The organism is Allorhodopirellula solitaria (assembly GCF_007859855.1).
Taxonomy (GTDB): Bacteria; Planctomycetota; Planctomycetia; order Pirellulales; family Pirellulaceae; genus Rhodopirellula; species Rhodopirellula solitaria.
Map to the genome: position 1 here is coordinate 26,619 of NZ_SJPK01000022.1, position 21,260 is coordinate 47,878.

The 21,260-nt window shown below is 58.5% G+C and carries 14 protein-coding genes; 5 read left to right on the forward strand and 9 right to left on the reverse strand.

Annotation, left to right across the window (positions count from 1 at the left end; all coding sequences use genetic code 11):
• Nucleotide 1: 1 nt before the first annotated feature.
• Nucleotides 2-949 (reverse strand): aldo/keto reductase, encoded by a 948-nt coding sequence (locus CA85_RS22525; protein ID WP_146393615.1) that lies wholly within the window; start codon nucleotides 947-949, stop codon nucleotides 2-4.
• Nucleotides 950-1,229: 280 nt separating this feature from the next.
• Between CA85_RS22525 and CA85_RS22530 the strand changes: the two genes are divergently transcribed.
• Nucleotides 1,230-2,108: an AraC family transcriptional regulator gene (locus CA85_RS22530; RefSeq protein WP_146393616.1), complete on the forward strand. Its 879-nt coding sequence runs from the start codon at nucleotides 1,230-1,232 to the stop codon at nucleotides 2,106-2,108.
• A 345-nt stretch (nucleotides 2,109-2,453) separates the two neighbouring features.
• Entirely contained in the window at nucleotides 2,454-3,917 is a 1,464-nt protein-coding gene (locus CA85_RS22535) for a sulfatase family protein (RefSeq protein WP_146393617.1), read from the forward strand.
• 36 nt (nucleotides 3,918-3,953) lie between these two features.
• Here CA85_RS22535 and CA85_RS22540 read toward each other — a convergent pair whose 3' ends face one another.
• Entirely contained in the window at nucleotides 3,954-5,444 is a 1,491-nt protein-coding gene (locus tag CA85_RS22540; protein ID WP_146393618.1) for an alkaline phosphatase D family protein, read from the reverse strand.
• A 580-nt stretch (nucleotides 5,445-6,024) separates the two neighbouring features.
• Here CA85_RS22540 and CA85_RS22545 point away from each other — a divergent pair.
• The gene (locus CA85_RS22545; protein WP_146393619.1) at nucleotides 6,025-8,427 is read left to right on the forward strand and encodes a DUF6288 domain-containing protein; all 2,403 of its coding nucleotides are present in this window, start codon (nucleotides 6,025-6,027) and stop codon (nucleotides 8,425-8,427) included.
• A gap of 105 nt (nucleotides 8,428-8,532) precedes the next feature.
• Here the strand turns inward: CA85_RS22545 and CA85_RS22550 are convergent, their stop codons facing one another.
• Both CA85_RS22550 and CA85_RS22555 read right to left on the reverse strand, forming a co-directional pair.
• The gene (locus CA85_RS22550; protein WP_186775144.1) at nucleotides 8,533-10,098 is read right to left on the reverse strand and encodes a sulfatase; all 1,566 of its coding nucleotides are present in this window, start codon (nucleotides 10,096-10,098) and stop codon (nucleotides 8,533-8,535) included.
• Nucleotides 10,099-10,903: 805 nt separating this feature from the next.
• Nucleotides 10,904-11,350: a YbjN domain-containing protein gene (locus CA85_RS22555; protein ID WP_146393621.1), complete on the reverse strand. Its 447-nt coding sequence runs from the start codon at nucleotides 11,348-11,350 to the stop codon at nucleotides 10,904-10,906.
• 221 nt (nucleotides 11,351-11,571) lie between these two features.
• On the opposite strand from CA85_RS22555, the gene CA85_RS22560 reads away from it, so the two are divergent.
• Complete coding sequence (locus tag CA85_RS22560; protein ID WP_246113078.1) at nucleotides 11,572-12,156, forward strand: pyroglutamyl-peptidase I; 585 nt, start codon at nucleotides 11,572-11,574, stop codon at nucleotides 12,154-12,156.
• Nucleotides 12,157-12,498: 342 nt separating this feature from the next.
• Nucleotides 12,499-14,103, forward strand: a complete 1,605-nt coding sequence (locus CA85_RS22565; protein WP_146393625.1) for a 2-isopropylmalate synthase — start codon at nucleotides 12,499-12,501, stop codon at nucleotides 14,101-14,103.
• Nucleotides 14,104-14,496: 393 nt separating this feature from the next.
• Here CA85_RS22565 and CA85_RS22570 read toward each other — a convergent pair whose 3' ends face one another.
• From CA85_RS22570 to CA85_RS22590, 5 genes are all read right to left on the reverse strand, one after another.
• On the reverse strand, nucleotides 14,497-14,805 hold the full coding sequence (locus CA85_RS22570; protein ID WP_246113079.1) for a carboxymuconolactone decarboxylase family protein: 309 nt from the start codon (nucleotides 14,803-14,805) through the stop codon (nucleotides 14,497-14,499).
• Between the two features lie 106 nt (nucleotides 14,806-14,911).
• Entirely contained in the window at nucleotides 14,912-16,942 is a 2,031-nt protein-coding gene (locus CA85_RS22575) for a thioredoxin domain-containing protein (RefSeq protein ID WP_146393627.1), read from the reverse strand.
• A gap of 86 nt (nucleotides 16,943-17,028) precedes the next feature.
• Nucleotides 17,029-19,614 carry an ATP-dependent helicase HrpB gene (gene hrpB / locus CA85_RS22580; RefSeq protein ID WP_146393629.1) on the reverse strand — a complete coding sequence of 862 codons (2,586 nt, stop codon included), beginning with the start codon at nucleotides 19,612-19,614 and terminating at the stop codon, nucleotides 17,029-17,031.
• A gap of 139 nt (nucleotides 19,615-19,753) precedes the next feature.
• Complete coding sequence (locus CA85_RS22585; RefSeq protein ID WP_146393631.1) at nucleotides 19,754-20,794, reverse strand: hypothetical protein; 1,041 nt, start codon at nucleotides 20,792-20,794, stop codon at nucleotides 19,754-19,756.
• On the reverse strand, nucleotides 20,791-21,171 hold the full coding sequence (locus tag CA85_RS22590; protein ID WP_146393636.1) for a hypothetical protein: 381 nt from the start codon (nucleotides 21,169-21,171) through the stop codon (nucleotides 20,791-20,793). The genes CA85_RS22585 and CA85_RS22590 overlap by 4 nt, the downstream gene beginning before the upstream one ends.
• Nucleotides 21,172-21,260 lie beyond the last annotated feature (89 nt).

Here is a 21,260-nt window from a genome sequence, read left to right on the forward strand (position 1 = left end):
GCTAGTTGTTCTCCGGAAGACCTTCGCTGTGGCTGATATTGTGAACGGGTTGGAGGATACAGAGCACGTCCGCGAGCAAGTCTTCGTCGATTGGTTGGCTGATCCACTCCGCCCACTTGCGGATATTGTTTGGGTTGGCACTGCCCGCCACCGTGGTGGCAAGGTCGGGGTGGTTGCATGAGAACTGGAGTGCCAATTTGGCGATGTCCACTCCCTGCTTCTCACAGTGCTGGGCAGCCAACCGTGCAGCCTGCTGCACCTCCGGTGAATCTTTGTGCCAACTCGGCAGCGGTGCGTTGGTCAGCAATCTCGCCGCGAATGGGCCAGCATTCATGACCCCAACGCCCTTGGGTTTGAGTTGCGGCAGCACCTCATCGACCAGCCGAGTGTTCTGCAATGTATACTGGTTGTAGGACATGATACAGTCGAGGTCGACCTGCGTAGCCACCTCACCAAACACCTTCATCGGATAGCCACTGACCCCGATCGCGCGTACCTTGCCAGCCTCTTTGGCTTTGCGAAGTGCCGGGATCGTCTCCTCGATGATTTGCGTCAGCGGAATGAATTCGATGTCGTGGCATAGCACGATGTCCAGGTGGTCGGTACGCAGTCGGTGCAGACTGACGTCAATGCTTTCAGCAACCCGTTTGGCTGAGAAGTCGAAATGGTTGACATCATACCGGCCCAGTTTGGTACACAGCATGTACTGGTCGCGGGGGACGTTTTGCAGAGCGATGCCGAGTAAGACCTCGGACATGCCACGACCGTAATAGGCGGACGTATCGATCAGATTCATGCCGAACTCTAAGGCCGCACGCACACTCGCGAAAACCTCTGACATTTCCACGTTGCGAAATTCGGCTCCGAGCGATGAGGCGCCAAAGCTGAGAATCGGTAGGTCCAGATCGGTGTTTCCGAGCCTGCGCGTCGGGAGCGTTGCAACACCCATGAATTTTCTCCTGGTTCGTGTGGTGGGTATGGAAAGGACGAGGTGGTCTTAGCGGGTCGGCGGCCTGCCGGCCAGGGGCGCACCTTCACGCCCCGATTAACGAGTCTTCCCTAATGCGCGAAATTGCGCACTGGGTTGACGGGCGTCGCGATTGCCCAGGCCGTGCATTCGTTTCTCGAGTTGCATCGGTGGTTCGTGTTTTGCGTATCATTGTGGGCCTCGTGCTGGTATTCTCCATAGCCAAATCTGAACCATGCATGTCTTTTTTTAACCTGAGTCGATGACTGTCGATCCTGACTTTGTATCCCGTCAGACGCATGACGCGCGGCGTTTTTACCTTAATCTACAACCCTCGCAAGCGCAGCCGTTGTCGCTCGTCTGCGGAGGCGTGGAGCGGATGGATGCCGATTACGTGGTGGAGCGATCCAGTTTCCCGTATCACGCCATCGAATGGGTGAGCGAGGGACGCGGGATTCTGGAGATGGGGGGCAAGGAACACGAGTTGGCTGTCGGATCGATGTTCGCTTACGGCCCCGGCATCCCACATCGGATCCGGAACCTGCCGCCCGAGAACATGCGGAAGTATTACCTCGATCTGGCGGGCACGGAGGCAACCGAGAGACTCACTGAGCTGGGGTTGCTCGATGGTAGACCGGTGACGATCGGACGACCGCACGAATTCGTCGAGCTGTGGAACCTGATCGATCGCGAAGCCCGTGATGTGGGCGAGCACTCGCATTCGATCTGCGAGATGTTGACCTGTGTGTTCTTGCGGAAGATTCAACAGCGACTCGTGTCCGCTCCCGCGGGGGAGTCGTCCGAGGCCTCTCAAACTTTTGAGATGGCATGTCACCTGATCGGAGAGCGGTTTCTTGATTTTCGGACAGTGGAGGAGGTCGCTGCCGAGCTCGGCTTCTCCCCAGTCTACCTCTCGAGGTTGTTCAAGCGATTCACCGGATCGGGTGCGTATCGGTATCTGTTGCGTTTGCGGATGAACTACGCTGCGGAGTTGCTCGTTGAACGGGGCCTGCAAGTCAGTGCAGTCGCAAAACGTCTTGGCTATGCTGACGCGTTCCAATTCTCTCGCGCCTTCAAACGTGTGTACGGAGTCCCGCCGAGTTCGCTCGCCAAAACCTTCTCTGCAAAAGCCGGGCAATAGGATCCTATCGGTAGCGATCGCAACTCAACGAAAGACGGTGCCGTGCCGTGAGGGAGCCCCCAGGGGCGTTTCCATTCAACTTGAATCTGAATCATTCCAAATCGAACTATCGTTCATGGCACATCGCCTGCCAACGGAGCGTGCTTGCGGTCCCCCGGTGCGAAACCGAATAGACTGACCCGCGGCCAAGTCGCATGATAAAATACACGAGCACCACTTGGCAAAATTGCGAACGCCGGCTGCGGCGAGTCACGCTCTCGTCTCAGTTTGATAACGCGGACAGAATCCAACCGGGCCGTTTGCAGACAAAATATCCATCCACCTATGAGACGAGCTGGAGAACTGATGAGATCCATTTTTCGACTGCCCAGCACATCGAGCGTGCTGGCCATGCTGGTGTGGATGAGTGCATCCGCGGTTGCCGCAGCACCGGAGGTACCCAGCAAGCCAAGCTTCGTGATCATCTTCTGTGACGACTTGGGGTACGGCGACGTTGGCTGCTTTGGTTCGAAGACGATCAAGACGCCGAACATCGATCGCATGGCGAACGAGGGTTTGAAGCTAACTAGCTTCTATGCTCAAACCGTCTGCGGGCCGTCGCGGGCGTCGTTGATGACGGGCTGTTATCCGATGCGACTGGCCACGGAAAAGAACGACGTCGCTGTTCATCCACGTCTGCACACCGAGGAAGTGACCATTGCCGAAGTCTTGAAGCCGCTCGGTTATGTGTCGATGGCCATTGGCAAATGGGATCTTGCGGGGCATTCGCAGTCCACGTATTCGCGTGATCTGCTGCCGACCTACCAGGGGTTCGATACCTTTTTTGGTACACCCTCGAGCAACGATTCAATTGTCAACTTGCTGCGTGACGATCAGGTCATCGAGAAGAAGGCCGACATGAGCCAGTTGACTCGCCGCTACACCGATGAGGCGATTTCGTTCATCAAGCAGAACAAGGAAAATCCTTTCTTCGTTTACTTGGCTCACTCGATGCCACACATCCGCTTAGCCGTCTCGGATCCGTTTCAGGGAAGTTCAGCGGGCGGCATCTATGGCGATGTCGTGGAGGAGATCGATTGGAACGTTGGCCGCATATTGAAGGTGTTGCGAGACGTTGGCGTGGACGAGAACACCTATGTGATTTTTAGCAGCGACAACGGTCCATGGTATCTGGGACGTAGTCCGAACCATCTAAAAAGGTTGGGCCCTAATGCTGAGCAGCATGGCGGGTCAGCGGCACCGCTTCGCGGCGCGAAGACGTCGACCTGGGAAGGTGGCTTGCGAGTTCCCTTCGTAATCCGGGCGCCGGGAAAGGTTCCCGCGCGAACGCAGAGCGACGCAGTAGCGGCGACCATCGATCTGTTGCCGACATTGGCAGCGCTTGCGGGCGGGAAAACGCCTTCGGACCGTGTCATCGATGGACGCGATATCACAACTCTGTTCACAACGGCGGATGGGGCGGAGCTACCAATGAAGCCCTATTTCTATTACGGTCATAGGCGTCTCGAGGCCGTTCGGTTGGGGAAGTGGAAGCTACACTTGCCCCTGCCTGTCAATCAATCGTGGGCAAAGTTTTCGAAGGTCGGTGATAACGTGATTTTGGAAACGCCAGCTCTCTATGATCTCGACACAGATATCTCTGAGACCAGAGACGTTGCGGCGCAGCACCCGGAAGTGGTGGCGAGGCTGATGAAGTTTATCGAGCACGCCCGGGCAGACATCGGAGACCATGACTGCGTGGGAGAAAATGCGAGGTTTTTCGATCCAGACCCCCGTCGACCTGACCTCAGGAAATCAACGAAGCAATAGACGAGATTCGGGGCAGGTATGCTGAACGGGGCAAACTCAAACGGTTACCGTTTCGATCACTTTTCCCTCTTCGTTAATCAACCGGAATACTGCTTCGGGGGTTGCGCCCTGCTGGCTGAATGAAAACTCTCCGAACGCCCATGACCTCGATGGCAGCCCAAACAATTGGTGGGTGCGGTCGTCACCGAATGCTTCCGGCCCTGGTACACCACCTAGCGTTCCGACCTCAAACTCGTGGATCGTTTTGTGACCGGGTCTGGGGATTTGAAAGCCTCGTGCGCCGTGGCGGTCTCCGGACAACAGCATCGCTTTCGAATCTGACTTTTTATCGATCCATTGGAAAATTTGCTCCCGACCTTCTTTGTCCCAAATTCCCCAACTGTCTTTGCCGTTGGAAATATGGTCGGTCCACATCGTGCCGCCACTGATCAGAATGAATGGGGAATCAGAATCGGCCAATTGTTTTTCTAGCCATTTCATCTGCTCGTCGCCGAGGAATGACCCCGCCCGCCCCTTCCGCTCGTGAATTCGGCAAGAACGCGTGTCCAATGCGATGTAATGGATGGGCCCGAAGTGAGTTGCAAAGTAAATTCCCTTGCGATCCGCGAGATCACGCTGTGGATTGTTCCACTGCGACTTCCACGTCTCTCGAAGTTTCTGCACATCGATTGGTTTACCGGAGCGGGTGAGCTTGCCCGACGTGTCATTGCCCCAGTAATCATGGTCGTCCCAGGTTGCCAATGTGGGCACGTTTGCCGTCAACGATTGGATCGCCGGCGAGAGGTTCCGCAGCATGTAGTCGGTGTTGATCATGGGAAGATCGTCTTTGCGACCATCCACTGCGCTGTCGCCGATCAACAACATCGCCCGGCTACCACGTTCGCGAATCAATTGCATCAATTCCGGGCGGTACATTCCGATCTTATGAAAATCGCCACCGAAGGTGATTCGCCAGGGCTTTTCGTTCAGCTTGTCGGGAGGCGTCACGAATTGACCTTTGCCAAGCTCGACTCCCGCCTGGTTGGCGACGGTGTAGGTGTAACCCGTGTCGTTGCGAAGACCGTTGCAGCGGATAGATAGGATGGGGCTATCAGAACTCGACGTGAATGCTTTTGAGTGACCGCCGTTGTTCTCCGTCATCGTCACTGTCACGGCGGTCGGCTTGGGCATGTGCATCCAGACCGCGACGCTAGTTGGCGTGACGTCGCCCAACATCGGTCCGCCGAGCTTGTGCCGATTGAACTTGCTGCAGATATCCGCCACGGCTTGCTCTGGGTTGGCACCATTGAGAGCAGCACGGCAAGCGACATAGAAGTCCTGTACCTCCTGGGGCTGGTCACCGAATTGGTTCATGATCCGCAGATCGATCTTGATGGTGCCGATGTGGGCCTCGCGGAGCGAGACAAATTTGTCACTCGGTGTCACCGTCTCGTCCGCAGCCGCAACGGCCGGCAGCGCGAACGCTCCGCTACTGGCGGCCGCAATGGCGAGAAATCGACGGCGTTGGATCTCGGTGGGGTCAATCATCGTTGCGGTCCTGATGGTCGTGGGGAAGTAGCCTGGAGCGAACGCGGCTGGTGCGGCTTTCGGCTAGTCTGGTATCAATTAGACGCCAAATTGTTATCGCACGGGTGACGTGAGTGTCTCGGATCGCGTTTAGGCCCGAATGTCGTTGCGGGGGAGGGGGGATTCATCTAGCAACACACGATGAATAAGTGTCGGTTTTAGTAGTGGACGAGGCGACGAGTCCTGCGGCTTTGGACTCGTCGCTTCGTCCACTACGACAGAAATTGATCGTGCGTTGCCTAGTTGCGGATCGATGTGGTTGTCAGTCGCGTCAGGGGTGATCTTACCACGAGGCGAGACCTCCAAGAGCCTGGGGGGGCTCGCTGCACCAAGATTACAAATTCGTCCGTGTTTCCTGGGGATCTCGTTCATCTCGACGCGATTGCGAGGCGGGGAAGCCAGTCTGCTCCGCAAACGGGGCGTGAAGGGATGCTTCATTCGCGTAAACCAGAGGCTGTGATGAAGATCGGAGGGAAAAGATCTAAGATGCTGTGAGAGCCGCCCGCCATCCTTTCACTGAACATTCGATTGAAGCTGCAGTATGAGCATCCAGAATCAGGTCAAGCAACTATTTGTCGTGTTGCTCGCGGTAGCCGCCGCAGCTTCGATAGGTGCTGCGGCACCGCCAGCCATTCGTCTGGAGAAGATTCCCGATCTCACACAGGGAGACGAAACCGACGGCAGCCACGCTTGGACGCTCGGGCCAACCGGCGCTCGAGGCTGGGTCTATGCGTGGAAGCATACTGCCGATGCGCGTCAAATCTTAATCACACGGGTCGCCGAAGGTTCACCTGCGGACGGCGTCCTGGAAGTCGACGATATCATTCTCGGGGTTGACGGCGCGCCATTTGATGACGATGCGCGGATTGAGTTTGCTCGCGCCGTGACGCAAGCCGAGCGTGAAGAATCCGGCGGTGTTCTCAAGCTCATCCGTTGGCGTGATGGCCTATCCGAGAATGTGGAGATCCAAATTCCAGTGATGGGGACCTACAGCGATACAGCTCCCTATGACTGTGAAAAGTCGGCAAAGATCTTCCGGCTCGGTTGCGACGTGATCGCGAAGCAGCGGTTCAGACGCGTGTCGATTCCCAACAGCATCAACGCCCTTGCCCTGCTCGCTAGCGAGCAGCCAAAATACCATCCCTTGCTCGCGGGCTACGCCCGGAAGGTATCCAGATATTGGACCGACGACTTTGCCACCTGGCACTATGGGTATGGGATCATGTTCCTCGCGGAGTATGTTATTGCGACCGGCGACGACTCGGTCATGCCTGGGTTAGAGCGACTGGCTCTGGAGGCTGCCCACGGTCAAAGTAACGTCGGCTCTTGGGGACATCGATTTGCGTTGCCCGATGGTCGCGTCGGCGGATACGGGTGTATGAATTCGCCAGGAATCCCGTTGACCATTTCCATGGTGCTGGCCCGCGAGGCCGGTGTGAATCATCCCGACCTGGATCTCGCGATCACTCGGTCGGCCCGGTTTCTCAGATGGTATGTCGACAAGGGCGCGATCCCTTACGGTGACCATGAGCCCTGGCCCGGGCACGAAGACAACGGTAAATGTTCGATGGTGGCCGTGATGTTTGATCTGTTGGGCGACGAGGAGGCGTCCAGCTTCTTCGCGAAGATGGCCACGGCTGCTTACGATGAGCGAGAACGTGGCCACACGGGTAATTTCTTCAATATCCTGTGGGCGATGCCGGGCGTGTCTCGCTGTGGTCCGCTCGCCAGTGCAGCGTACTGGAAGGAGCAATCCTGGCTTTACGACCTCGCACGCCAATGGGACGGCAGCTATCCATACCAAGGATCGCCGTACGGCGAAGAGGAGCACGGGAAGTACGCCGACTTCGATAGCACGGGGGCATATCTGCTGGCCTATGCCTTGCCATTGAAGAGTCTTTACATCACTGGCAAAAAGCCCAGTTCCGTGCCGCCACTCGATCAGTCGGACGTGGATGATGTCATCGCTGCGGGGCGCGGTTTTTTCGCAACGAAAGAAAACGATCGCTTCCGGTACCAAGATCGCAGCGAACAGGATTTGCTCGGCGGGTTGACCAGTTGGTCGCCTTCGGTTCGCAAACGCTCGGCTCGGGAATTGGGAAAACGCAAGGGCGATTTCCAGCCAGCCGTGCTAAAACTCATTGCCTCTGGCGATCGCTATTCACGCTATGGGGCCGCCGAGGCACTCGGGCAGATTGAGCCGAGTGCCGATCCGGCCGCTAGTGTGTCCGCGCTGACGGGGGCATTGGAGTCGGACGATCTGTGCCTGCGTATCCTCGCCGGGGAAGCGATTGCGAGCATCGGCGAACCAGCAATGTCTGCAGTTCCGGTGATGCTCCAGCGACTCGCCAGCCCCGATCTGGAGCAAGATCCCAGAGGGATGGAACAACGCTTTCTCTGTTTCAGTCTATTCAACCGTCGAGGTGGCCTGATCGGCGGGTCACTCGACGGCGTCGACCGTGATCTCCTGTTGCGAGCCGTTCGCGCCGGCCTGCAGAATCAAGATGGCCGAGCACGCGGCAGCGTTGGCACTGTGTTTAAATATCTGACCTACGAGGAAATCAAGCCACTGCTGCCTGCGATCCATCAAGCGATTGTCGAGCCCGCACCGAGCGGAATCATGTTTGCCAACCAGGTCCGTCTCGCCGGTGTCGAGCTACTGGCTAAGCATCGCATCCGAGAAGGCATGCCACTGTGTATCGAGATCATGGAGATCGACAAGTGGGGCAAGAAGGCGCGTATCACGCAATGCCTGAAAACGCTGGAAACCTACGGAGCAGGGGCGAAACCTGTATTGCCTCAACTTCGAGAACTCGAAAAGGACTTGCTCGCCCACCGCGAGCATAGAATGCTGTCGCCTATCATTGAGCAACTTGGCGACCTGATCGAACAAATCGAAAACGGCACGGAGGCTGTTGAGCTACGAAGTCTCCCAAAGACGTAGCCGAACGAGACTCTTGGGCGAGCGGTAGGTGCGTTCGTGCCAGCTGTCGTCGTGGACGAGTCATTGCCGCTTCAGCTGCCTGTCTTGTTTGATCTGCCGCTCGGCTCACTGCCAGTACTTGTTGAGCAAGTATTGATTGTCCTTGCCGTGCTGCAGCCATTCGTCATACTCTGATCGAGAGCGGAAAGGTGGGATGTGGTGCGGATCTAATTTCTCAGACGTTTTGACCAGCGGAGCAGGCGACTCCGGAATCTGAGCGGCAAGTTTGTTCTTGATCTGAGCGAAGTTCGGATCTCCCGCTAGGTTATGCCATTCTTCGGCGTCCGATTGATGGTCGTAAAGCTCTTCGCTGCCATCGATGTAGCGAGTGTACCGATAACGCTCGCTGCGCACCGAGAACTCGCCAAAGTCGTACGTGGTCAACGCGACGTGATCCCATCGTCCCTCAGGTTCCTCGAGCAGAGGCGTCAAACGGTGGCCGTCGATCTGGTTGTTCGTCGGCAGGCCACATAGATCGACTAGAGTTGGATAGATGTCTTGTAAAGAAACAGGGCGATGGCACCGCTGTCCGTCGGCCGAACCGTCGGGCAGTCCGGGAGCGTTCTTGGGAACGTGGATCATTAACACCGAACGCACGACGTTGTCCCAGAGCGCGAACTTACGCCAATGCTGTTTCTCGCCAAGTTGCCAGCCGTGGTCGGACCACAGCACGATGATAGTGGTTTCGCGTTGACCGCTCTCGTCGAGACCGTCGAGTAAGCGTCCGAACATCGCATCAGCGAAGGCGATCGACGCAAGGTATCCCTGAACAGCCCGTTTCCATTGACCAGCCTCCACAACGTGCTGATGGTAGCCTCCGCCTCGAGAAGCGATGTCCCGTACGCGTGGCCCGACGTCTGCGAGATCGTTTTCCAAACGCTTGGGAAGAACCACCTCGTCGAGTGGAAACATGTCGAAGTATTTGCCAGGCACATACCACGGCAGGTGCGGTCGGTAGATACCACAAGCCAGGAATAGTGGTTTGTCGCGTGGCTTGTTAAGTTGCCCCAGCACGTAGTCGACACTCTTGAAATCTCCCATTTCTTCATCGGCGATATCCAGGGCCGACCAGTCGAACGCTCCATACATTTGATCGAACGCTGGCATATTCATTGTAGCTGGCGTTGGCTTATCAGCCGTCGCGAGCCTCGACTCGGTGAAATCAGGCAAGGCATCGTCGGGCATGTTTTGCTGCTGCGACGGCCAGTACTCGTCCCAACATTCAGGGTCGACCATATGGTAGTGGAAAATTTTTCCCGCACCGGAACTGAAGTAACCCTGCTGCCGAAAATAGGCGCCGATCGTTTGGTGGTTTGAAATCGCCTCACGCCAGTCTTGATAGTTGGAGTAGACACCGGACGTGTAGGGAGCCAAACCGGTCATGATTGCCGTACGGGACGGGTTGCAGCCAGGACTCGGGCAGTTGGCGTTCGTAAAACAGACCGAACGCTTCGCGAAACGAGTGAAGTTGGGTGTCATCGCTTGCGGATGCCCACGCAGTGGCTCAATCCAGTCGTTCAAATCGTCTACTGAGACAAAAAGAACGTTGGGGCGTCGCTCCTCTGCGAAGGCTGACGCAATGGCAGGCAGAACAAATGCGCAAATTAACACCAGCCGAAGTTTATCTTTCACGAGTCTCTCGCTCATCAATCCGTTAGGCAACTTTCAATGGTTCACAACTCGACTTCAGGATAGCAGCAATGGGTGAGGGCACACGGACGAGCCACCCGCTAGAAGCGTTGCCGAGGAGAGAATTCAAGGCTCATCCGACGGAAGCGTGCGCCCGAGGTTTTCAAGGCATGGCTCCCGTATCCAAGGATTGATTTGTGGGATGTGATTATCAATGTTAGACTGGCACTGCCGGGAGAAACGGAGCCGAGCTCGAATGGCGTGGACTTAGGGCTTTTCTGGTGGTTTCACGGGCTCGACCGCGATCCGCTTGGCTCGGCTGGGTCGAGGCTTTTTCAGCTTGGGATATTTTGATTGATTTCGGCGTTTGAGCTCGCGAGGTTCCTGGCGACCGGGGCGATCTCGGACCAGCCGGGAAGTTGCCGACAGCACGATCCACATTAAATATGTGTCCCTGACGAACAAACGCTCGCCAGGGACCGACAACACCATTGGCGTACCGCTTTTGCAGGGAAACGCTGGCGACCGAGATATCCCTTGCCAAGCCAGCACCTCTGCAGAGCTCGGCTCCGTCTCTCACGGCAGTGCCAGTCTAACATTGATAGTCACATCCCACAAATAAATCCTTGGATACGGGAGCCATGCCTTGAAAACCTCGCGCGCACGCTTCCGACGGATGAGCCTTAACTAAGCAACACACGATGAATAAAGTGTCGGTTTTAGTAGTGGACGAGGCGACGAGTCCTGCGGCTTTGGACTCCTCGCCTCGTCCACTACGACAGAAATTGATCGTGCGTTACTAACAGGCTCACAGTTCGGCTGCGGCGATGGCTAATTTCACGTCTTCGTTGCCGTAGACAATCGACAAGAACGCTGGCATGTAGCGATCGAGCATCGCGCCACCCACGTACAGGATATGATCGATCACGTCGTCGTCGGGGAACGGGTCGCCCAGGGGCAGGGCAGTCTGATATCGCAGTTCGCCATCCTCCAAATCCATTTCGAAATTACCGAGTTTGAGGCCATAATTGGCCCGCGTGGTCGCTTCGGTGATCAGTTGTCGATGGCTCTCAGGGATTTTATTGGCCGGGTGGGTGAAAACCTGGAGCATGGATTCATCGATGATCATGGTCACGCGGAGGTCGCCATGTTTGCCCTCAAAAAGCATGCGAAAGAGTCCGCGTTCCTCGTCTTGATCATAAACAATCGTGCCTCGATCCAAATAAGCGCTGAGCTGATCGACTTGAGCTGACATGTCGGTAACTCCGAGGGTTAGTGATTTGGAAAAGGTCTCGGCAGCACTGAAGAACCAAGACAAAACGAGCCGTGCGGAGGTTCGCACGGCAGCGCGATGTCCCGACCATGTGACGCTCGCTACCGACGATTGTACCGAAAAATTCCATTCGAAGCGAATCACGACGCCCAGCGGGAACTATACTCCCCTAGTCCCCTTTTCCCCTGAGAATGACCTCGCTCGTGATCCGCGTCCTCCTTACCGCCTTCGAACCGTATGACCGCTGGCCCGACAACGCCAGCTGGCTGGCGCTGATCGATTTGACACGCTGGTATGACGGGGCGGTCGAAGTAGTGACCCGCCGCTACCCGGTGGACCTCAGCCAAATGAGTGAAAAGCTGCGGACGGACCTGCAGGAAGACTATGATTTTGCCTTGCACTGCGGCCAATCGCCGGGTTCGTCAGGGCTGCGTCTCGAGGCGATCGGCCTGAACCTACGAACCGATGGCAGCGAGATTCTCAGCGGCGCCCCTGCCGCCTATCGCAGCCCCCTACCGCTGGCGAGCACCGCTCAGCACATTCGCCATGCTGGTATTCCCGCCGCGGTTTCGCATCATGCGGGCACCTACCTCTGCAACGCGGCTCTGTTTCTCAGCCAACACTACATCAGCTCTTTTGGGATGCGAACGGCATCGGCATTCCTCCATGTTCCACTGGCGCCTGCCCAGGTGGCTCGCGAGAACTCAGACGCCCCGAGCATGAGCACGCCGATGGTCAGCGCCGCCCTGGCGATTATGATTGAAAACCTGTCCGAACATCGACGCTAAACCGCCGCTGGGATGGCCGCCGAATTTTCTGCTCCACGCAAACGAACCTCTGCGAACGATTCTCGCTCAAGGAAGGCAGCCGGTGCTTTTCGTCACCACTTGACGCATCTCGTGAACACTGTTTATTCTGAAAAACATGCGGATTCAACTCACTCGACGACTGCTACTCGACCTCGGCCTGCTACCCGGCAGCTCGAGCCGATTCGTCGTGTGACCCGAGACCATCGCGTTTCCGCACACCACTGAACACGAATTAGCCCGAGCCGCCCGAAGTTGCGTCTCGGGCTTTTTTTATGCTCGTCAACCGTTCATTCTTTCCCACCTTCTTTCACTTTTACTGCCATGTCCGAGCCCACGTCTGCCGCCGACTCCTCCGCAACCGAACCGACGCCTGGCGTCGCGACGCGCCACATCCGCATCTTCGACACCACGCTTCGCGATGGTGAGCAATCGCCCGGTGCGAGCATGAACTTGGCCGAGAAGCTGGAGGTGGCTGCGGCCCTGGCCGACATGGGCGTTGACGTGATCGAAGCGGGATTCCCGATTGCTTCGCCAGGGGATTTCGAGGCCGTCCGGCAAATCGCCGCAACCGTCCGCGGTTCGACCATCTGCGGTCTCGCTCGCTGCAACGAGAAAGACATTGATCGGGCTTGGGAAGCGTTGAAGGTCGCCCCGAGCAGCCGCATCCATGTGTTCTTGGCCACCAGCGCGATCCACCGTCAATTCAAGTTGCGGATGTCGACCGACGAGATCGTCGAGCGGGCAATCGCTGGAGTGAAGCGGGCTGCCACGCACTGCGACGATGTGGAGTTCTCCCCCGAAGATGCCTGCCGCACCGAACATGATTTCCTGTGCCGCGTTGTCGAAGCTGCGATCGATGCCGGTGCCACTACCATCAACGTTCCCGATACCGTCGGCTACGCCACACCCGAAGAGGTCTTGGAACGGTTCCAGATGCTCTGCAATCGCGTGCCCAATATCGACAAGGCTGTGCTGAGCACCCACTGTCACAATGATTTAGGGATGGCGGTCGCCAATTCCTTGGCCGCTGTCGCGGGTGGTGCGGGCCAGATTGAATGCACGATCAACGGCATCGGTGAGCGGGCTGGGAACGCGGCCCTCGAGGAGATCGTCATGGCGATCCAAACACGCAAGGACTGCTTGAACTTGTCCACCGGTATCAACTCCCGCCGCCTCGTTCCCGTCAGCCGTTTAGTGAGCAAGACAACGGGCATCCACGTCCAACGCAATAAAGCCATTGTCGGCCGCAACGCATTCGCCCACGAATCGGGAATCCATCAAGACGGGATGCTGAAGGAGCGCAGCACTTACGAGATCATGTCCCCCGAAGAGGTTGGGTTTGCCAAAACCGATTTGGTACTGGGCAAACACAGCGGCCGGGCCGCTTTGGCCGATCGAGCCAAACAATTGGGCTTCACCCTCAGTGGCGAACAGTTGCAGGAGGTCTTCGAAAGCTTCAAGGTGCTCGCGGACAAGAAGAAAGAAATCTACGACGGCGACATCGTGGCCTTGGTCCAGCAACAGATCAGTGGACCGGAGACGTCCCAGTGGAGCTTGCTCGATTACGAAGTCACTAGCTCTCGCAGCCAGACGCCTCGCGTTCGTGTCACCCTGGGCCACGCGGGTCAGGAGTTCACCGAACAGGTAGAACAAGGAGATGGGCCGATTGATGCCGCCTTCTGGGCGGTCGAGAAAATCACCGGCATCGAACTGGTGTGCAAAGACTTTCGCGTCCGCAGCGCCACGCTCGGTCGCGACGCAATCGGTGAAGCGAACTTGGAAGTCGAACACAAAGGACGGACCTACCGTGGTGTCGGTGTCAGTACCGACAGCGTGGAGAGCACGATCCTCGCGATACTCAATGCGATCGACCGCATCGCGTCGGGAAAAACCGACGGCGAGGAAAACAACCTGCCGCAGCCCTAAAGGACATCTCGTAGTGGACGACGCCACGAGCCCTGTTCGGTAGTGGACGACGCCACGAGTCCATGATTCTCCACAAATTCTCCTACGCCGAAGGCGTTGAAGAAAATAGCCGGTGGTTTGAGCGCGAGCGAACACCACCGGATACATCGCAAAATGCAAACGCCAACCCCGAATGGGGTTGAAGATCATTCATGACGAGGCCTGCGACCCACTTCGGGGTCGACGTTCGGTGACCAACGAACGCACGTAGGTGGCGCTGCGCTGACCTACGGCTATTTTCTATCATCCCGTTCGGGATGCTTGTGGGTAATCGATGGACTCGTCGCCTCGTCCACTACCAAACAGCTGTTGGAAATTCCCCGCGTATTGATCACGTGATGCCAACCGCCGCGTTCACTGTTTGTCCAGCACGTCTTCGACCCAGCTCTTCGCTCGCATCATGGTCGGGAAACCGATTGTGGGGGCGGTCAGTAACGCCACGTGTCGCAAGTCCTCCCCACTGCATCCCGCCTGGAGCGCCTTGCGGGTGTGAGAATGGGCGCCGCCCTCGAGCCCCGCAGTGATCGAAATGGCCAATTTGACGAGCGCGACCTCGCGGTCCGAAAGCGGCCCCGACTCACGCGATGCTTTCCCCATCGCTTCATAAGCCTGCATGAATTCAGGGAAGTCTTCGTGCATCTTTTCATAGCTCTTGGGGATCATGTTTTGCCTCGCGTTGGTAGGAGATCCGTGAAAGGGGAGTCGTCGGCACAGCCTACCATAGCGGGCGCAAGCTCCGGGAAAAGCTGGGCGCCGCCGGCTCCTTTCCTCAGGGATCGATCTCAGGCGATTCACAGTGAAAATCGCGGCATCGATAGAGTGTGAAAGACTCTCCCAGCGAAGTTTTCCCTGCCCGCAGCGCGGCCGCGAGTGGCGACGCATCGGAGCCATCCGGTAACACCCAGGCGACACTCAATCCAGGCTGGTAAGCCGCCAATACCTGCCGGGCGATCGATGGAATGTCCGCCCCGGCGGCGGGGGCGATCACCAATTCTCCTGGGTCGTGGTGCAGCTCATCGAGCACGCTAATTAGCGCCGAGCAAGCCCGGGACTGGGTGCGGATCACGGTTTCACCCGCCCGCAGCGTGTCCGTTGCCGCTTGGGCGAACCGCGTCTCTCCTGTCAACCGCGAAAGCTTCAACAGCACCATCGCAGCGGCAGCACTCCCGCTGACGAGCGAACCATCGTGCCAATCCTTGTTGCGAGTGATCAGCGCGCCGGCGTCACTGGCCGTGTAATAAAATCCACCGTCCTCGGTGTCCATGAACCGCCCCACCAACTCTTCGGCCAAACCAACACTCTGTGTCAACCAACGTTCATCCGCGGTCGCGTCGTAGAGTTCAATCATCGCTTCGGCGAGCAGTGCATGGTCGTCGACAAAAGCCGTCCCGTGGGCGGTGCCGTCGCGATAGACGTGCAGGAGTTTGCCAGAATCGTCCCGCATGGAATCGAGAATAAAATCGGCTGCGTGAATTGCTGTGCGCAAGTAGTCATCGCGCCCGAGCACGACGCTCGCGACTGCGAAGGCACGGATGGCCAAGGCGTTCCAGGCGACGACAATCTTGTCATCACGCTGCGGTTTGATGCGGCGCTGACGCACGCTCCACAACTGCTCCCGGTCCGCGGCCAGTTCGCTCTCGAGCTGGTCCAGTGGGATCGCTAGCTCGGTCGCCCACTCAGCGAGCGGACGTGGCAGATTGGCGATGCTGTGGCCCTCAAAATTCCCTCGTTCGGAGATGTCGTAGATCTGGCAGAACCGCCGCCCCCGCGCCTGTCCGAGTACCTCAAGCACCTCGGCTGGATCCCAAACATAGAACTTGCCCTCGACGCCCTCACTATCGGCATCCTCGCTGCAATGAATTCCGCCGGATTCGTCGAGCATGTCCCGTTGGATGTAATCCAAAATCTCGGCGGCGACCTCGCTGTGACGCGAATGCCCCGTCACCTGGCTGGCCCGGGTGTAGACCATCGCCAACAAAGCGTTGTCGTAAAGCATCTTCTCAAAGTGAGGAACCAACCACTGGCCATCGACGCTGTACCTCGAGAACCCACCACCGATGTGATCGCGGATTCCGCCAGCGGCCATTTTGTCGAGTGTGAGTTCGGCGGCGTTGATCAATCGCGAATCCCCGGTTCGCATCGCCACACGCAGCATCAACTCCAGATCCGTTGCATGAGGGAACTTCGGCGCCTGACCGAATCCGCCCCAAGTCAGATCGACGGTCTTGAGTAATTGTTCGACAGCGACACCGACGCGATCGCCCCCGGGGACTTGATCGACCGTGGCCCCGGTACCGATGGCGAGTTGTTGCAGTGCTGCGGTGATCTCGCCCGCATGCGACGCGATGCTGTCGCGTCGCTGAGCCCACGCGTCGACCAACGCATCGAGCACCTGCGGGAAACTCGGCATGCCGCCCCGCGGCGTCACCGGCCAGTAGGTACCGGCATAGAACGGCCGCCCGTCATGGTCGAGAAAAACACTCATCGGCCAGCCACCGTGTCCGGTCATCAACTGCACCGCATTCATGTAGATCTGGTCGATGTCGGGGCGTTCCTCTCGGTCCACTTTGACACAGACAAAATGCTCATTGAGATACGCGCCGACCTCTTCATTCTCAAAACTCTCATGGGCCATCACGTGGCACCAGTGGCAGGCGGCATAGCCCACCGACAGGAACACCGGCACATCGCGTTGACGCGCCTGGGCAAATGCTTCGTCGCCCCACGGCATCCAGTCCACCGGATTGTCCTGGTGTTGGAGCAAGTAGGGACTCAGTGAACGGGCGAGTTGATTGGACATGAAGATATTCTCGGTGTTGAGGATTTTTCTGAGCAGGCTATTGTGACAGGGCAACGCAGGGGTCGAGCGTCTCGGGACCAAGCTGCTTACTTGGGTTTGAGTCCGTTGTGTGTGGCCTGGGCGGTCTGTGGGTCTTCGGGCCAATGATGCTTGGGATAGCGTCGCCGGAGTTCCTTGCGAATCTCTCCGTATGTGTTCGCCCAAAAACTCTCCAGATCGTCGGTGATCTGTTGAGGGCGGCGATTCGGACCGAGCAAATGCAACTGGATCGCGACGCGGCCGCCAAGGATACGCGGCGTGCTCTGCCATCCGAAGCACTCCTGGATCCGCGCCTCGAGCCATGGCGGGCGGCCCTCGGCGTAACCGACTTTAACACGATTGCCGCTGGGCAACACCAGATGGGTCGGCGCATCGGCCTGCACCCGCTGCCAAAAATCATACCCCACCTTTCCGATCAGGTAGTCTTTCCACGGCGCCCCGCGAAGTTCGGCGAATGAGCGCCGACCATGACAGAGATCGCGGCAGACTTCCTCCCAAAGTCGTTTTCGCTCGGCGATACCCAAAGATTCACTGTCAGGGGCGTGGTCAAGGGTGAGTTCAATGCGGTGCAGTGCAGTCTCCAGGTTGTTCTCATCCCCCGGCGCAGCCGATGGCATCACTCGTTCAGGAGCCTGCAGAGCGGCCTGCAGGAGCTGGTTTGCAGCCGCGTCGCTCTGCTCGCATGCAACCGGTGTCTCACTGAGTATCAGGTCTTCGTAACGCCGCACGTCACGGCAAACCACCGCCTCGCGCTCGTAGTCAAAATCCACCTCAGTGACGTGCTCAATCTTTTCAGGGGGCAGCCAAGAGACATCGATCGCAACGGCGCCGCGGACTCGCGATTGTGTCGAACTGCCGTCGACGTCGTAGCACAGCAAGCAATCTGCCGAGCGATCCAGGTGGGTGAGCGAAAGCAGGCCGATCACACCGCGGCGGCCGACCATCACGCCGCGGTCGGACGCGTGACCGCGCCGCAGCACAACGCGATCCGGGTACGCAGCGAGCAAGGCGCGAGCAATGGACTGGGCGGGCGGTGAATCCTCACCGACAGGCAGCGACTCGGCCGCTCCCATCGCGCGTTCGATCTGGCGGCAAACATTGCGAAAGCTGCGGCGGAGCGATTGCGGGTGCGCCGCGATCCACTGCGCCTTCTCAGGCAAAGACAATTTCTCATATTCCGCTGAATCCGAGTTCAATGGGTTCGGTTCGCTCAACAAGGCCGAGGCGATGGCGACGTGGGCAGGTGGCAGGTGCGGGCGAGCAGCCAAGACAAAGCGAGCGACGCGCGGGTCCAAAGGAAGCCTCGCCATCTCACGGCCCAGCGTCGTGATCCGTCCCTGGGAATCGAGAGCACCGAGCATACTCAAGCGATCCTGAGCCGCTCGCAGAGAGTGATCCGGTGGCGGGGTGAACCAGGCAATCGACTCGTCAGCCCGTTCACCGAGACTGGCCAGCGTCAACACGGTGGCTGCCAAGTCGCCACGCAGGATTTCGGGACGATCGTAGGCTTCCCGTGTCCGCTGAGCTGCCGCAGACCACATCCGGTGCGCCACGCCCGGAGCCGTCCGCCCGGCGCGGCCCGCTCGTTGGTCCGCCGACGCGATCGAAATCGGTTCGGTCTGCAACCGAGTCAGACCCAAGCGTGAATCCAGCACGGGGATCTTTGCTAATCCGGAATCAACTACAGCCGTGACGCCTTCGACCGTGACCGACGTCTCGGCAATATTCGTCGACAGAATGATCTTGCGGCCGCGGTCGAAACCTCCGCGAATCGCGACGTCCTGTTGCGACGGTGAAAGTGACCCATGCAACGGCAGCACCGAGACATCCGGAGCGAGCGAAACCGAGGTCAGTGCATGGCGAGCGCGGTGAATATCAGCGATCCCCGGCAGAAACACCAACACATGCCCCGCAGTCTGTTCCAACGCCCCCACGATCGCCTGCCCCAGTCGCCCATAGTCGACCGACGGCTCCGCCCGTCGCGAGAAATCTCCCCCACCAACCGACCGCTCCCCCCGTCGCCTGCCACCCTTACGCCATCGATCATGAAAAACAATCTCCACGGGAAAACTCCGCCCCTCACAGGCCAATGACACGGCATCGGCGCCGAGGTAGTCGGCGATCGGTTGCGGATCGAGCGTTGCCGACATCACGATCAAGCGGAGTTCGCCGCGCAACTGGGTCCGCAATCGCTGCGTCAGCGCCAACGACAAATCGAGATCGATACTGCGTTCATGGAACTCATCGAGAATCACGCAGCCGGCCCGCTCGAGCAGCGGATCGGACTGCATCCGCCTCAGGAACATGCCGGTCGTCATGAGCAGCACACGGGTGTGTGCCGATTCTTTTCGGTCGTGCCGGACATGGTAGCCAACTGTCTCGCCCACCTGTTGGCCGAGAGAACGAGCCAAAAACTCGGCGACACTCCGCGCCGCGAGCCGCCGTGGCTGCACGACCCAAATCTGCTGATCCTGCAGAGCGGACAGATCGAGCAACGCCAACGGCACCCCCGTCGTCTTGCCTGCCCCCGGAGGTGCTTTCAAAACCACGGGGCACCCCCGCGAAACCACCGCCTGCAATTCAGGCAGCACCTCGTCAATCGGTAGCGTCGGTCGGGTTAAACGATCATTCACGGGCACCTCAGAGGCATCGGCGGATACACGCAGTCATAGTCGCATCGCGTGATCAATAAGGAGCGAATCTGGCGAAAATTATTTTATGGTGGACGGTATTGAGGGGACTCGTCGCCTCGTCCACTACGAGCTTTGCGGGTTAAGAATTCTTTGTCACGACGTTGACACAATCAAGCGCCGTCGCGTGGAGCTTCTTTCGCAACCACTGCAGACTGATGTCGAACGATTGAGCATACCCGACTCGAAACTCAGGGCGCATGGCAGCAACCTGCACCCCGAGCACCAAGCCACCCGCGACAAGCACGCCACCGCTGCTACCGGGACCAAAGGGCGAACGGCGTCGCTCGTCGCTGGGGACGCTCTCGTATGCGATGATGTGTTGCAGGCGGCCGAGAGTGGGGATCGCAAGCGTTGGATAGAAGGCATCCCAATACCAGGGCACAGCGATGGCATCACCGACAAAGTCGCCCGACGTCCCAGTGCTTGCCCAGCGAGCCAGGTCTTCGCCTGTCACCACGGCGAGTGGCGGCAGTCCGATCTCCGGGAGAAAACCGCTCAACCACAATCGATCCCACCCCGTCTCGACGATCGCCACGTCGGGGCCGCCCGGAATGCGTCCTCGAGCAGCGACACGGGAACGAATCGCATCGGGGCCATCACCGCAGGCCGCGACACGCCGCACCGCCGCTCGTGATTGGCTATCGAGATCCCCACGGCCCACGAAGAGATGGGAAACTGTCACCAGCCCCCAACGCCACCTGGGGTCGTCGGGTTGCCTGGCATCCGGACGTGATGGTGTCGGCCGGACCGTCGTCCACCGCACCACCATCGACGTCGTGGCGCGTCCTTCCTCTGTCGAGATGCTCACCCCAGTCGGGAGGATACTCCCCGTTTGCCGAATCTGGGTGGGCAACTCCAACTCACGGTACGTGCTCGTCGAGCGGTCGAGCAGTCGCACCGGTTCCACTGGCTCGATACGTTTTCCCGGTGGGACACGCTTGCGTTTTCGATTGACATCAAACCGGGCCTGAACCACCGCGTCACCCGAGTCACCTGACTGCAGCGGAGAGAATCCGACCGAACGGACGTTCTCGGCATCGCGACTGGCAACCCGACGCTGCAGCGTTTGCTGCAGTCGCCGCAGGCAATCGAGCGACAACGACGCAGGCGGTCGATTCACAGTTCCTCGTCGCTTTCAATCTCCACCAGGAACGCATCGAGGTTGGGATAACTCTCCACCAGCCACACATCAATGGCGTCTCGAATCGGCATCGACGGGATCCCCGCCGGGATGACCACACGCACATCCACGCGGTCGTCGCTGGAGGTCACCTCCACGCCCTGCACACTCATCCCGAGGCTGTTCAAGTGAGCGTGCAAGCGAGTTTCCAATCCAACGGTGTCCACCTGTCCTGACGGCGTGTCGATCTCGTTGGGCGCTGGCGCTGGCGTCGCAGTGGACTCTTTCTCACTGAGCGCAGCGGCCGAGACCGCTGGCGTGATCGCCATGACATCGAGAGGGTGCGATCCGCTTGGTGCGCTCGACGAGTCCTGCATCACGCTGTTTCCAAATTGATAAGGTCGCCGACGGTCGGTTTTGACTGGAGCCAGTTCTCATAGACGGCATCCCACACTCCACTGAGCAG

Coding starts and splice junctions, on each gene's coding strand:
- CA85_RS22575 (WP_146393627.1), bottom strand. CDS start 16,942: ATGTCCAATCAACTCGCCCGTTCACTGAGTCCCTACTTGCTCCAACAC.
- CA85_RS22590 (WP_146393636.1), bottom strand. CDS start 21,171: ATGCAGGACTCGTCGAGCGCACCAAGCGGATCGCACCCTCTCGATGTC.
- CA85_RS22565 (WP_146393625.1), top strand. CDS start 12,499: ATGTCCGAGCCCACGTCTGCCGCCGACTCCTCCGCAACCGAACCGACG.
- CA85_RS22570 (WP_246113079.1), bottom strand. CDS start 14,805: ATGATCCCCAAGAGCTATGAAAAGATGCACGAAGACTTCCCTGAATTC.
- CA85_RS22540 (WP_146393618.1), bottom strand. CDS start 5,444: ATGATTGACCCCACCGAGATCCAACGCCGTCGATTTCTCGCCATTGCG.
- CA85_RS22545 (WP_146393619.1), top strand. CDS start 6,025: ATGAGCATCCAGAATCAGGTCAAGCAACTATTTGTCGTGTTGCTCGCG.
- CA85_RS22530 (WP_146393616.1), top strand. CDS start 1,230: ATGACTGTCGATCCTGACTTTGTATCCCGTCAGACGCATGACGCGCGG.
- CA85_RS22555 (WP_146393621.1), bottom strand. CDS start 11,350: ATGTCAGCTCAAGTCGATCAGCTCAGCGCTTATTTGGATCGAGGCACG.
- CA85_RS22525 (WP_146393615.1), bottom strand. CDS start 949: ATGGGTGTTGCAACGCTCCCGACGCGCAGGCTCGGAAACACCGATCTG.
- CA85_RS22535 (WP_146393617.1), top strand. CDS start 2,454: ATGAGATCCATTTTTCGACTGCCCAGCACATCGAGCGTGCTGGCCATG.